Raw genomic sequence first — 13,771 nt, forward strand, 5'->3', positions numbered from 1 at the left:
TTAGCATAAATATAGAGAGGTCATTACTATATAAAATCAGATATTAACAGTTTGCAGCCATTGTGATAATAATCGGGACATAAAAAACGGGTTCAAAAATGAGGTGCCACCCCGTTAGCGATAATTGTAAGCAATATAAGTACAGCAGAGGAGTGATACATGATGAGCGCTTACAAAGCTTTTTCTACCCCGCAGGATTATAACGCAAAAGCAAATGGGAATGCTGATGATTCTATAGCCTTTCAAAATATGCTAAAGGACTCAGTGAAATCTATCCTAACTCCTAAAGGAATCTATCTATTTAATAACCCTCTTATGGTTTATGACACCCTGACATTTATAGGTGAGAGCCGGGAAGAAACGATTTTAATGAACAGTCCGAAACAAAAGAAATATGCAGCTACTGTTGAATTTAATAATAGTACGAATTCATTGCTGGCGAACTTAACCCTGGATGGAAACCTTGCAAATGTCCCAGGAGATATTTACGGAGGGGTAGTTAATTTAAGAATAGATAATTCAACAAATATTACAATACGGGATGTTAATTTCGTAAATAATAATCATGTAGGATGCATGTTGAAAGACTCGAAAAATATTATCTTTGAAAATTGCAATTTTACCAATTTGGATAGTGGCATCAATGGTCAGAACGGAACAAAAACGGACGGAGTAATAATTACAAGATGTACCTTTGATGGTCATTCTGTTTCCGAACCGATATTCTTTCCAAATGCAAAGAATATTACAATTGAACATTGTAAAATGCTAAATAAAACAGCAGGTCATGCGATGGCTTTCGATGGGTCCCAAGATATTTATATTAATGATGTCTATGTGGAAAATTGCGGAAACGGAATTTACTTGACCGAAAGAAATAACCAAAGAGCCAGAAAAATAACTGTCATGAACTCTACTTTTCGACGTAATGTTTATGGGAATTATTTGAGTCATGCAGATGAAATTGAATTCATTAACTGCGAGTTTGTTGATGGAATAACAAATATCATTGATTGCAACAAGATAACATTTAATAAGTGTACATTTATTGCAGACACAAAGGAATGCATGGTTGCATTCTCTCAAACACCGAGTGATACGGTGGAGTTTATTGATTGTGTTATAGATAATACAAAAGGGAAAAATTATTCCAATGCTTTCCTTAGCGTTTACGATGATGTGATATTGAAAAACGTTCTATTTGAAAATTGTACATTTATTAAATGTATATTATTTAATGGCAACTTTGCGACGGGTTCTCAAATTACCATGAAAAACAATGTTGACGAAAATGGTAATATTTATAATCCAATAAAAGCTGGTGTGTTCAATAAAAATTCTGAGTTATTGACGGTTGTAGGAACAGCAAAACCGACTTCAGGATTTTATAAAGCCGGATCTATTTTCCTCTATGCAAATCCAACAACCCACGTAGGTGGCATAAATTTAGTAGAAGGATATGCTTACGCGGATAATTGGCGAGCAGGACTATCTATATCACAACAAGTTCAAATTAGATTATCAAACGGTGTCGTTGTTAAGGCACTCTCTTCCGGAAGGACTTCTGCGGGAAATGAGCCAACCCGTATATCGAGCGCAAATACAGAAAAGAATCCATTCGTTGATAAAAACGGAATAAAATGGGCATATTTAGGCAAAGCGTGTAATTTCGTAAATTTTGGGAATATCGGTTCTTGATTTGAAAATATTCACACATTCTGAACCTGGTCTAGTACCAAGTTCAGAAATTTTTTTTGATATCAATAATAGGTGTGAAAAGTCATGATCAATTTAAATGTCAGGAAAGATATTATAAAGCTAAATTCGAATAAAGCGGCAACTGTACTCATATTATAGGTTGAGAAAATAATAGAGTAGTCTTTGTCTCTGGAAAAATCTATAAGTTAGATAGATGGATTTATTAAACAAAATGTAATTATTGGGGGGGTTTGATTGCAAGAAACGATAAGTATACTCGTGATCTTCAAAATATTAAAAAAACGCATTTTCCTAATTAGTAGTATTTGTGTTTTATGTATGGGCATCACTGCTGCAATTAATTACTTTGTTCTCCCAGAAATCTATCAATCACAAACACAAATTTTAGTAAATGCAAAAAAGATAAACCAGGAAAATTATGAATGGTCTCAAATTGAAACAGATATACAGCTTATTCATACGTATAATGTCATTATTAAAAGTCCTGCCATATTGGAGAAGGTAATTGATGAACTACAATTAGATGCAACTTCTTCTTCATTATCCGAACAAATTTTCGTCTCCAATGAGGATAATTCAAAGGTTGTCAATATCACAGTTCAAGATCAAGACTCAAAACAGGCAACAGAAATTGCAAATAAGGTCGCAGAAGTGTTCAAAAAGGATATTCCATCCCTTATGAATGTTGATAATATTAATATTCTATCAACAGCAGCCGTACCACAAACTCCCGTTAAACCTAATAAATTAATTAATATCGGACTAGCTGTTGTCATTGGATTCATGCTAGGTGTAGGGATAGCTATCTTAATTGAAATTTTCAATACAAGAATAAAAAGTGAACTTGATATAGAAGAAGTTTCCAATATACCGATTTTAGGAGTAATCAGCCCCTTCGATTCAGAGAAAAAAACAAAAGCCAGATAAATACATCACAAAGGAGATTTAATTGTTTAATAAAAAGAATAAGAAGAATAAAAAACAAGCTAAGAAGCCACGTAAACTTGTCACAATGTCAGATGACAATGCGTTCATATCTGAACAATTTCGAACAATCCGTGCCAATATTAACTTCTCTTTACCTGGTCAAGAGTCAAAAACTATTTTGATAACTTCATCTTTGGCTGGAGAGGGGAAGTCTACAATTGCAGCGAATATCGCGGTTGTTTTTGCTCAGGAAGGAAAGAAAGTATTATTGATAGATGCAGATTTACGCAAACCAACCTTGCAATTTACCTTTAATATAAGGGATCATATCGGCCTGACCCATGTTTTGATTGGGAAGAATTACTATTTTAATGCAATACAGGAAACACCTATTCCTGGGTTGGATGTTTTACCATGCGGAGCAATACCACCCAATCCAACCGAATTACTTTCCTCCAAAAATATGGATACCTTATTGATAGATTTGAAAGAAAAATACGATTTAATTATACTAGACGGGCCACCGTTAATTACAATTTCGGATTCACAAATATTAGGCAATAAATGTGATGGGACATTATTTATTATTAGTAGCGGTATTTCGAAGAAAGAGGATTTGCTGAAGTCGGAGGAAATCCTATCAACCTCTAAAGCAAAAATTATCGGTATCGTACTGAATAATTATAAATTGTCAAAAAATGATTACCAGAATTACTATACTTATACGAATTAGGGAATGGGTTTAATAATGATGAAAACTGTATGAAGAGCCGGGAAGGGTGCTATATGAAGGAGCTTTACAATAAATGGATATCAAGCAATCTGCCTAGCGATTTACAAAATGAACTAAAGACGATTTCAGCAGATGAACAAGCAATTGAAGATCGGTTTTATCAGTACGTGTCTTTTGGTACAGGCGGTATGCGTGGCATCCTGGGTGCCGGCACAAACCGTATCAATATCTTCACGATTCGTCGTGTGGCAGAAGGATTGGCCCGCTATATCGAATCCCACGGGGAAGAAGCAAAAAAACGCGGAGTAGTAGTAGCTTACGATACCCGCCATTTCTCGCAACAATTTGCAGTGGAGACAGCGGGGGTATTCGGTGCACATGGAATCAAAGCGTTTATCTACAAGGAGCCGCGTCCGACGCCCCAACTATCTTTTACAGTTCGGGAACTGAAGGCGTTTGCAGGTGTGGTAATTACAGCCAGCCATAACCCAAAACAATATAACGGATTTAAAGTTTATGGCGAGGATGGGGCACAACTTGTTCCTGCGGGGGCTAAACAAATTGTCGACCATATGGAGAAGATTGAAGACTTATTCAACATCAGTGCGCTGGAAATTTATGAATTAGAATCGCAAGGACTTGTACAATGGATTTTGGAAGATTTCGATGAAAAGTATCAAGAAAAATTATTTACATTAAAAGAGAATGGCATGATTGATAGGATGATGAATATTGTCTATACGCCTTTACATGGTGCAGGGGTGGTCCCTGTTATGGAAGGATTGAAGCGATTTGGGTTTCACAATGTTCACCTAGTAAAAGAACAAGGGGTCCAAGATGGCGCTTTCCCGACCCTGTCCTTTCCCAATCCAGAAGAACCTGAAGCATTGCAGTATGCCATGGAGCTCGGAGAAAAGGTAAGTGCCGATTTGTTATTGGCTACTGATCCAGATGCCGATCGATTAGGTGTGGCTGTTCGGATTGGTGATAGGTACGAGCAGTTAACGGGAAACCAATTGGGCGCCTTATTATTGCACTATATTATACAAACGCATCTACTTAACGGTACATTGCCGATTGACGGGGTGTTGATCAAAACGATCGTGACCGCCGAGTTGGGTGCAAAAATTGCGGCTCATTACAATATTGAAACAGTCAACACATTAACTGGCTTCAAGTATATTGCAGAAAAGATCGAGGAATATGAGAAATCCGGTGAGCGTACTTTCTTGTTTGGATACGAAGAAAGCTATGGTTATTTAATCAAAAGCTTCGCCCGTGATAAAGATGCCGTACAGATGGCGTTGAAGGTATCGGAAATGGCGGCTTATTATAGGGCAAAAGGTAAAACGTTATTGGACGCCTTGGAAGAACTATACAAAGAATTTGGTTACCATAAAGAAACGCTGATTTCCAGAGTTTTTGAGGGAAAAAAGGGCAGAGAGCAAATGAATGCCTCCATTGATCATATAAGGGGAAATATCCCTGCTGAAATAGCGGGTATAGGTGTTTCGAGAGTGGAGGATTATCTGGCAAGTGTTGCTATTCTTGCTGATGGACACCAGGAAGAGATTTTTCTACCCAAAGAAAACATGATTAAAATCGTGCTGGAAAATGAGGCATGGGTTGCAATACGCCCTTCAGGGACAGAACCGAAATGCAAATATTACGTTGGTGTTGTCGGTGGGTCTGAAGCAGAGGCGGGGCAAATATTGGAGAACATTGTAGCAGGAATTTCTTTTAATTAATCCTGGTCCTTTTTTAGTGGGCAGTAAATATTAGTGAATAACCCTTTTTTTACTTGGAAAGGATTAGTAAAAAGGGGTTTGAAGCTCATGAAAGAAGAAGGGGATTTTTTTAAAGGCATATTTATTGCTTTCTTACTGTCGATTCCCACTTGGATCGCGATATTTGGATGGTTTACGATGATTTCTCGACTATTAAAAATATGAGTCACTAGATGCCAAGTTGCACTAGTGATTTTTTTGAGTTATTTTGCGAAAGTAGGGCAGGGAGTGTTAAAATGAATAGACTGATTTAGTGGGAAAGAGTGATTATTAATGAAAGTAATTTTTATCGGAGATATTGTCGGATCGATTGGCCGTGAAGCGGTCGAAAAATATCTGCCACGTTTAAGAAGAAAATACGCTGCCGATGTCGTGATCGCCAATGGTGAAAATGCAGCAGCTGGCCGGGGGATTACGCACAAAATATACCAACAATTGCTGCAGGTCGGTGTGGATGTCGTCACAATGGGGAATCACACTTGGGATAATAAAGACATTTATGAATTTATCGATGATGCGGATTATTTAATTCGACCAGCCAACTTTTCGGTCGAAGCACCTGGAAAAGGGATGGTGCAAATTTCCAAAAATGGTGTTACCTTATCGGTCATAAACTTGCATGGCCGTGTTTTCTTGCCACCACACGAAGACCCGTTTGCAATGGCGGATAAGTTGGTTGAAGAAGCACGAAAAACCTCTCCATTGGTATTCGTTGATTTCCATGCGGAAGTAACAAGTGAAAAGATTGCCTTAGGTTGGCACTTGGACGGCCGGGTTTCTGCAGTAGTTGGAACTCATACACATGTTCAAACCGCCGACAGCAGGATTTATCCCGGAGGAACAGCATATATTACGGACGTAGGGATGACAGGCCCTTATGATGAAATTCTGGGGATGAAAAAGGAAAGTGTGATATACAAATTCCAAACGAATTTGCCATCTCGCTTTGAAGTGCCGAAAGAAGGAAGAGAAGTTTTAAGTGGTTTCTTTGTGGAAATTGATGATAAAACAGGAAAAGCTTTGAACTGCGAGCGGATTTATATTAATGCAGATTATCCGTTTAAGGGATAATCGCTGGTCTATATGAACCCACCAACTGAGATTGGTGGGTTTTTTTGTTCGATTTTTTAAATGTCTGGCTAGATTAATAGGAAAAGTGTCAAAATTTCGAGTCTGCGATTTCCATTCTCATAAGAATAATCCATCTTTAAATCTGTTGCTCCACACCGTTATGCAAGCATATTGCCAACCCTAGAAAAATATATTTCTATAAATCCAAAAAAATAAATCGTTTCACCTTCCAATTTGGCCGAGTTGCGATTCTATTTTGTTCTCAAGCATCATAAAATGTCATACGGACACTAAGTTGAAGTCCTTTGAATGAATGCCCACTAATCGAACGCTTCATTCAACATCTAATATAGCAAATATGGGGAGGAATAAATGTGGATTCATTAAAAGTATCGTCTCGCTCTAATCCAAATTCTGTTGCAGGTGCACTTGTTGCTGTTATTCGAGAGCAAGGGTATGCAGAAATGCAAGCTGTAGGTGCAGGTGCATTAAATCAGGCAGTAAAGGCAGTAGCGATTGCACGTGGTTTTGTTGCACCAAGTGGCACGGACTTAATTTGTGCACCCGCGTTCGCAGATATTACAATCGCTGGTGAGGACCGTACGGCATTGAAGCTGGTCGTTGAAAAAAGAACTCGATAGGTAGAGTTAAGGCTCTTACTAATTGGCGAAAGCTGGTTAGTAAGAGTTTTTTGTGGTGACGAAATATTTTTTTCTGGTGGCATCTATAAAAACACCCCGACCTAAAAGGTTCGAGGTGTTTTCCAGAATGTTAAAGTTGGGTCTTAATAAAGATTTTATTGCCGGAATCCTTTTAGTTTAATTGAAATATATCTTCGATTTGGTAATAGCCATCCTCGCTTATGACAATCGTATATTCAACGTCATTATCGTAGTAATTGTAATCTCCCTGAGAGTCGTACATATCAACTTCTTCATTTGTATTGACGATGGCATATTCATCAAAAATTTCAACATCCGTTATCGTATTGGAGACGAAATAATATTCATTTCCTTGACCGGAAATTTCAGATATATAGTCTTTCAATGTTGTATAGACATCACTATCGGGCAACAACATATCTTCAATCCAATAAAAATCTTCATAGTAAAGTGCAGATTCGTAATAGTCGCGGAAAGCAATAATGAAGTTGGTTAGGGACTCTTCATCAAATGTGTAACTTCCCATGTAATCCTCGTCGTAATAATCCTCGGTGTACTCGCTTTCTTCCTCGGAATAAGCAAATTCATCATAAGAATCATAGACCTCAGCAATTTGCGTTTTATTCATGGGGCTTTCAATCCAACCATTGATAAGGTCGGCAACTTTATACAAAGGAATCGAAAAACCGAAACTTGCATTATTTGTGTATAACAGGGAATTAATGCCGATTACTTTTCCTGAAGCTCCATCAAGGAGGGGGCCCCCACTGCTTCCTTGGTCAATTTGTGCATCGAATTGATAAAGCTCCTCGTACACAAAGTCGTATTCTATTTCACGTTCTGTACCTGTTAAATAGCCAATTGAAGCGGAATTCTCGAATCCTTGGGGACTGCCGATCGCAATTACTTCCGTCCCGATGTCGGTTTGTTCCAATTCAACTATGAACGGGGAGTCTTCCGCATATTCCTCGGATTTCAGCAGTGCAACGTCCGAATGATTCGATACCCCGATTACTTTTGCGGAGGAATCCTGCCCATCATGATTTCGGACTGTGACGTCATTATAACCTGCTACCACATGTGCATTCGTTACGATATATCCGCCTTCTTTGTATAGAAAGCCGGAACCTTGACCATCAGTGGTCAAAATGGTAAATACTTTTGGTAGCGATTCTTTGATTATTTCTGTTTTTTCTTTAGTGCCGCTTTGAAGTTCCAATGCACTTTGCTTAGCAGGAGGGGTACTTGTTTCAGAATTCACTTCAATTGCTGTTTCTTGTTTTGTATTTGTAATAAAGCTTGCTATAGCGAACCCTATAAAAATGGTTGTTATTATAGAAGTTATAATCCCGAAGATTAACCATGTTTTTTTTGAACGAGGATTGTGGGTTTTTTGACCGCAGTCATTACAAAACTTCGCTTCTTCTTCCAACTTGCCCCCACAATTTGAACAATACATAATTACAACTCCTTTCATATTCGGTCTAAAAGAATCCTAACTTTCATTTTAACAGAAAAAAAGGATATATAAAGTTGAACTGGTAATTGGAGGAAATTTAGTCATTTCGTAATGAGTAATTTATCATGGAACTTTACGATATTTTGTAACGTTTCCATTTTGGAACAAGTATGCGTTTTACTGAAGTGTATTTATGACGATTTTTATTGGGTTGCTGTTTCTTAAAGTGATGAAGGATTTTCAGGCTTCAACTTTCCGTCAAAGGTCTGATTTTAGCAAAATACATTTTTTCCAATAGTTTATGTAATTTGTTCGTGTTAAACTAATGAAGGAAAAAAAGATATAAATACAGTTTTTAAGGAGTTGTTATCATGTTACATCAGCTTTCATGGAAAGTCGGTGGGCAGCAAGGTGAAGGTATCGAGAGTACGGGTGAAATCTTCTCGATGGCTATGAATCGTCTAGGTTACCACCTATACGGCTATCGTCATTTCTCTTCACGTATAAAAGGTGGCCATACGAATAATAAAATTACAGTTCGTCCAACTGAAGTCCGTTCAATTGCAGACGATTTAGATATATTAGTAGCATTCGATCAAGAAACAATAGAAGTTAACTATAAAGAGCTTACTGAAAAAAGTGTTATCTTAGCAGATGCGAAGTTTAATCCGGTAAAGCCGGAAGATTCAAAAGCACCTTTATTCATCGTTCCATTTACTGAAATTGCAACAGAATTAGGAACTTCCTTGATGAAAAACATGGTTGCGATCGGAGCAACTTCTGCATTATTAAATTTAAGAACATCCGTTTTCCAAAGTGTTGTCGATGAAATTTTCGGCCGAAAAGGGGAAGAAGTTGTTAAGAAGAACATGGAAGCGATTCAGCGCGGGTTTGACATGATGAGTGAACTTTTAGGTGATCGTGTTGGTGAATGGGAACTTGCCCCTGCCGATGGGAAACGTCGTATGTTCATGATCGGGAACGATGCAATCGCTTTAGGCGCACTCGCAGCTGGATCTCGTTTCATGGCAGCGTACCCCATTACACCGGCATCGGAAATTATGGAGTACTTAATTAAAAAATTGCCGAAATTTGGTGGAGCTGTCATCCAGACAGAGGATGAAATCGCCGCAGCTACTATGGCGATCGGTGCCAACTACGGTGGTGTGCGTTCATTCACAGCTTCGGCGGGTCCTGGTCTATCTCTTATGATGGAAGCAATCGGTTTATCCGGTATGACGGAACAACCGTTAGTCATTGTGGATACGCAACGCGGCGGTCCTTCAACTGGACTTCCAACAAAACAAGAGCAGTCGGATTTAATGGCGATGTTTTATGGTACACATGGTGAAATTCCGAAAGTGGTTATTGCACCATCCACTTTGGAGGAAGCATTCTTTGATACGATTCAGGCTTTTAACATCGCCGAAGAATTGCAATTACCTGTAATCATTATGACCGATTTACAATTATCACTCGGTAAACAAACGACTGAACCATTTGATTATAGTAAAATTGAAATCCGCCGTGGGAAAATTGCATTTGATGAGCTTGAACCTGCTGAAAACAAGGATTACTTCAAGCGTTACGAAAATACGGAAGATGGTATATCCACACGCGTGTTCCCGGGGACGGCAAACGGGATTCACCACGTTACAGGTGTGGAGCATGATGAAACAGGCAAACCTAGTGAAGCTGCTGGAAATCGTGAAGTACAAATGGACAAGCGTTTCCGCAAGCTTGAAAAGTTGAACTTCAATACACCGGTTTACACAAACGCACCTCATGAGGACGCGGACGTGTTATTGGTAGGATTCAACTCGACGCGGGGCGCACTTGAGGAAGTCCAAGAACGACTAACAACTGAAGGGGTAAAAGTGAACCATGCACATATCCGTTTACTATTCCCATTCCCATCAGAGGAGATGGCTTCATTAGTGAATCGTGCAAAGAAAGTAATTGTTGTTGAAAACAACAAAACAGCCCAATTGGCTAATATTTTGAAAATGAATATCGGCGGACATAACAAAACGCACAGTATCACGAAATATGACGGTACACCGTTCCTACCTCGTGAACTTGAAAATAAAGTAAAGGAGCTGCTTGACTAATGGCAACTTTTAAAGATTTTCGTAACTCAGTGAAACCAAACTGGTGCCCAGGCTGCGGAGACTTCTCTGTTCAAGCGGCAATCCAGCGTGCAGCAGCGAATGTCGGCATCGAACCACATGAATTAGCAGTTGTTGCCGGGATTGGCTGTTCAGGCCGTATAGCTGGTTATATCAACTCTTATGGCTTCCACGGAATTCACGGCCGTGCGCTGCCCATCGCACAAGGACTTAAAATGGCAAATCGCGATTTAAACGTCATCGCTTCAGGTGGAGACGGAGATGGATTTGCCATCGGGATGGCACATACTGTCCATGCAATCCGCCGCAATATCGATGTGACATACGTTGTCATGGATAATCAAATTTACGGATTAACAAAAGGGCAGACTTCACCGCGTTCAGCCCAAGGTTTCATCACGAAATCAACTCCCGGTGGGGCAATCGAGCCTTCTCTAAAACCATTGGAAGTGGCTTTATCCGCTGGTGCAACGTTCGTAGCGCAAGGTTTCTCGACTGATATAAAAGAGTTGACAGCTTTAATAGAAGCAGGTATCCAACATAAAGGATTCTCTTTCATCAATGTGTTTAGCCCATGTGTAACTTACAACAAAATCAATACTTACGAGTGGTTCAAAGAGCACCTAACAAAACTGGCCGACATCGAGGGGTACGATGCCCAAAATAGAGAGCTAGCTATGCAGACAGTGATGGAGAAAGAGGGATTAGTAACGGGTATTATCTACCAAGACCTTGAGACGAAATCATACCAAGAAAAAGTACCTGGCTATTCCGAACAACCACTATCCGAATTAGATATGAACCTTAGCGAAGGCCAATTTAACGATTTAGTGAAAGAATTTATGTAAGTAGTTAAAAGCCCCTCAAGTTAGTTCTTGAGGGGGAAAAGAAGACAGACGGGAACACCCGCTTGAATATAACATTATCCTCGAAAGGGAAATGTTATATTCAAGCGGGTGTTCCTTTTTTCTTTCAGCATCGAAAAGGGGAGGGAAACATATTATCGATTAGGAAACGCATAACTACGAGAATCATAAGCCTAATTATAAATTCTTAACCTCTCTCTTTTATTTTAGGAATTTTCAATTAAGCCAAGAAATATATCGTAGTCTTTAAGTTTTTGATTATATTGTTATGTTATCTAAAACTGTAGAAGGAATATCGTCACCAATAACTTCCTTCACAAAATCGATATAAGGCGGTCCGACTAAATTTCCACTTACTTTAGTTTCTTTGATCCTAAATTTTATGTCATAAGAAATCAGTTCCGCAGATACCATTTGATTCGCAAAGCGATGTGTATATCTTCTAATATTCGGAAAATCTATTTTGTAATCAGATAACAAATATTTCGTGATTTCAATCTTCTTCAATTTGTGATTTTTATAGATTGCTAAATAACCTAAAACCATATGTCCTGTTCCATCCCAATATTCATCAAAATCATCGGGATTAACAAGTCCTTGTATGAAAAAGAATTCCATTTCCGAATGTGCAATTAATCTTGAAAAAGAATAGGCATTAATCTTATCCATATTATCAAGCACTCCCTAAACAAATACTTACAATATTATACATCTAAATGCATCCAATATTTCCAACTTATGTTAAGAGACAAAAAAATGCCCTGGTTATTTACCAAGGGCACTATCTCAATTCCAAATTTTTAACCGATTCGCTTTTATTATATCCTTCTTTCGCTGTGATGGCTTTTACTTGGAACTTCCCTTTTAAAGAGGAACTTCCTGACGTACTATAGCCCACTTTGAACTGACCGTTTGAATTCGTAGTTCCTTTGAATATTTTCACTATCTTGAGCCTTTTGTAAATGACTACTTCAGCATTTGCTCCTGCCAGTATTTCGCCATCTTCATTATATGAAGTCATAGCCAGTGAAACTGTTTCTCCTCTTTTATATGTTGGCTTGCCGGCTACTAAAGCAGTTTTGGAATTGTACTGGACTGGTATGATTTTAATAGGTTCTTTAGCTGTGTTCATGGTAGGTGCCTGAATAATTCCATATCCATACAATGCATCCCTTCCTACAGTTCCCAAGTCGATGACACCATCTTGTAATTTAATGCGAAGGTCCTTTGCACTTAATGTACTGTTGGCTTGTTTCAACAATGCCAAATTACCCGCTGCATACGGTGCGGCCATGGAAGTGCCGCTCATCCGTGCATATTGATTGTTCAAATACGTACTTATTATACCCTCGCCAGGTGCCGCCACGTCCAGCGTACTCCCTGTTGAAGAGAAGGAGACTCTTGTGTCGGTGGAATCTGTTGCTGCTACGGCAATCACCGAATCGTAACGCGCAGGGTATTCTATTGTATCAGTATTCCCATCAGCACTTCCGCTATTACCCGCTGCCGCAACAACGAGGATATTTTGGTTATACGCTTTATCCACAATCTGCTGTAAAGTTGGAGAGTGAACAGTTGTTCCGAAGCTAAGGTTGATAATGTCCATTTTATTAGTAATGGACCAGTCAATCCCTTCAATGATATCGGAGAGATAGCCATAACCATCATTATCTAAAGATTTCACCGCATAAATGTCCGCTTCCGGCGCTATTCCAACTATACCAATTGAGTTGTTTTCTGCACCGACAATACCAGCTACATGTGTTCCGTGACCGTTATCGTCGTTAAATGAAGTTGTATAATCAACCGTTGAGACGCCACCTGCAACAAATAGATCATCATGCCTGGAAATCCCGGTATCCACCACCGCGACTTTTATCCCTTTACCTGATAAGCCGGATTGCCATGCGTTTTGGGCTGCCGTTCTTGTTATTCCCCAGTCAGTCGTCTGGGTAGTTGTTTTTAAAACCGTGTCTTTTTCTACTAATTTAACATTTGGATTTTTTTTGAGTGTTTCGATTGAACTTGCTGGAAGTGTAACGGCTAAAGCTGGAACATTCCTGAACTGTTTTTTTATTTTCCCTTTTACTTTTCCAATCGATGTTTTTTCAATTTTATTTTTAAAATAAACTATAACTCGTTCTTCTGGAAGTTGAGCATCCGCTTTTGTTGGTATAAGGGGAATACTTAGAACAAGGGATATCAAACCAATTACTAATGGTCTTTTCATATTCGACTTTTTCTCCTCTTGATGGAAATCTAGGTGTCTACTTGACTATTATAGTTCTATTTTTTAAAAAGGCTATATGATTTTGTTTCCATCTTTTCCTTGGTGAAAAGTTCCCAACATAATTTGATTGCGCCATCTCTTTCTTAGCAAAATATCAATTTCAAAAAAAACTCCAGCTTTTTAAGTCG

Annotated in this window: 11 protein-coding genes; 8 read left to right on the top strand and 3 right to left on the bottom strand. The window is 38.7% G+C overall.

Annotated features, from left to right (window positions below):
• The first annotated feature begins 162 nt into the window (after nucleotides 1-162).
• The 6 genes from CD33_RS17725 to CD33_RS17750 all read left to right on the top strand — a co-directional run bounded on the left by CD33_RS17725 (nucleotide 163) and on the right by CD33_RS17750 (nucleotide 6,878).
• The gene (locus tag CD33_RS17725; RefSeq protein WP_036203269.1) at nucleotides 163-1,698 is read left to right on the top strand and encodes a right-handed parallel beta-helix repeat-containing protein; all 1,536 of its coding nucleotides are present in this window, start codon (nucleotides 163-165) and stop codon (nucleotides 1,696-1,698) included.
• A gap of 255 nt (nucleotides 1,699-1,953) precedes the next feature.
• Nucleotides 1,954-2,646, top strand: coding sequence for a YveK family protein (locus CD33_RS17730; protein WP_036203272.1), 693 nt, complete (start codon nucleotides 1,954-1,956; stop codon nucleotides 2,644-2,646).
• 22 nt (nucleotides 2,647-2,668) lie between these two features.
• Nucleotides 2,669-3,379, top strand: coding sequence for a CpsD/CapB family tyrosine-protein kinase (locus CD33_RS17735; protein ID WP_036203275.1), 711 nt, complete (start codon nucleotides 2,669-2,671; stop codon nucleotides 3,377-3,379).
• A 53-nt stretch (nucleotides 3,380-3,432) separates the two neighbouring features.
• Nucleotides 3,433-5,127, top strand: coding sequence for a phospho-sugar mutase (locus tag CD33_RS17740; RefSeq protein ID WP_036203277.1), 1,695 nt, complete (start codon nucleotides 3,433-3,435; stop codon nucleotides 5,125-5,127).
• Between the two features lie 312 nt (nucleotides 5,128-5,439).
• Nucleotides 5,440-6,237: a TIGR00282 family metallophosphoesterase gene (locus CD33_RS17745; protein ID WP_036203279.1), complete on the top strand. Its 798-nt coding sequence runs from the start codon at nucleotides 5,440-5,442 to the stop codon at nucleotides 6,235-6,237.
• 374 nt (nucleotides 6,238-6,611) lie between these two features.
• Nucleotides 6,612-6,878: a stage V sporulation protein S gene (locus CD33_RS17750; RefSeq protein ID WP_036174445.1), complete on the top strand. Its 267-nt coding sequence runs from the start codon at nucleotides 6,612-6,614 to the stop codon at nucleotides 6,876-6,878.
• A gap of 172 nt (nucleotides 6,879-7,050) precedes the next feature.
• Here CD33_RS17750 and CD33_RS17755 read toward each other — a convergent pair whose 3' ends face one another.
• Complete coding sequence (locus CD33_RS17755) at nucleotides 7,051-8,358, bottom strand: trypsin-like peptidase domain-containing protein (RefSeq protein WP_036203283.1); 1,308 nt, start codon at nucleotides 8,356-8,358, stop codon at nucleotides 7,051-7,053.
• Between the two features lie 371 nt (nucleotides 8,359-8,729).
• Here CD33_RS17755 and CD33_RS17760 point away from each other — a divergent pair, with 371 nt between their 5' ends.
• Together CD33_RS17760 and CD33_RS17765 are read left to right on the top strand one after the other, a co-directional pair.
• Nucleotides 8,730-10,469 (top strand): 2-oxoacid:acceptor oxidoreductase subunit alpha, encoded by a 1,740-nt coding sequence (locus tag CD33_RS17760; RefSeq protein WP_036203286.1) that lies wholly within the window; start codon nucleotides 8,730-8,732, stop codon nucleotides 10,467-10,469.
• A complete protein-coding gene (locus tag CD33_RS17765) occupies nucleotides 10,469-11,335 on the top strand; it encodes a 2-oxoacid:ferredoxin oxidoreductase subunit beta (RefSeq protein WP_036203289.1) in 867 nt (288 codons plus the stop codon). Before CD33_RS17760 ends, CD33_RS17765 begins: the two co-directional genes overlap by 1 nt.
• Nucleotides 11,336-11,611: 276 nt before the next feature.
• On the opposite strand, the gene CD33_RS17770 is transcribed toward CD33_RS17765, so the two are convergent.
• Together CD33_RS17770 and CD33_RS17775 are read right to left on the bottom strand one after the other, a co-directional pair.
• Nucleotides 11,612-12,022 carry a hypothetical protein gene (locus tag CD33_RS17770; RefSeq protein WP_036203291.1) on the bottom strand — a complete coding sequence of 137 codons (411 nt, stop codon included), beginning with the start codon at nucleotides 12,020-12,022 and terminating at the stop codon, nucleotides 11,612-11,614.
• Between the two features lie 112 nt (nucleotides 12,023-12,134).
• Nucleotides 12,135-13,583 (bottom strand): S8 family peptidase, encoded by a 1,449-nt coding sequence (locus CD33_RS17775; RefSeq protein WP_036203293.1) that lies wholly within the window; start codon nucleotides 13,581-13,583, stop codon nucleotides 12,135-12,137.
• Nucleotides 13,584-13,771 lie beyond the last annotated feature (188 nt).

The sequence above is a fragment of the Ureibacillus sinduriensis BLB-1 = JCM 15800 genome, assembly GCF_000772955.1.
In the GTDB taxonomy this organism is placed as follows: domain Bacteria; phylum Bacillota; class Bacilli; order Bacillales_A; family Planococcaceae; genus Ureibacillus; species Ureibacillus sinduriensis.

Coding starts and splice junctions, on each gene's coding strand:
- CD33_RS17725 (WP_036203269.1), top strand. CDS start 163: ATGAGCGCTTACAAAGCTTTTTCTACCCCGCAGGATTATAACGCAAAA.
- CD33_RS17740 (WP_036203277.1), top strand. CDS start 3,433: ATGAAGGAGCTTTACAATAAATGGATATCAAGCAATCTGCCTAGCGAT.
- CD33_RS17745 (WP_036203279.1), top strand. CDS start 5,440: ATGAAAGTAATTTTTATCGGAGATATTGTCGGATCGATTGGCCGTGAA.
- CD33_RS17755 (WP_036203283.1), bottom strand. CDS start 8,358: ATGTATTGTTCAAATTGTGGGGGCAAGTTGGAAGAAGAAGCGAAGTTT.
- CD33_RS17760 (WP_036203286.1), top strand. CDS start 8,730: ATGTTACATCAGCTTTCATGGAAAGTCGGTGGGCAGCAAGGTGAAGGT.
- CD33_RS17765 (WP_036203289.1), top strand. CDS start 10,469: ATGGCAACTTTTAAAGATTTTCGTAACTCAGTGAAACCAAACTGGTGC.
- CD33_RS17770 (WP_036203291.1), bottom strand. CDS start 12,022: ATGGATAAGATTAATGCCTATTCTTTTTCAAGATTAATTGCACATTCG.
- CD33_RS17775 (WP_036203293.1), bottom strand. CDS start 13,583: ATGAAAAGACCATTAGTAATTGGTTTGATATCCCTTGTTCTAAGTATT.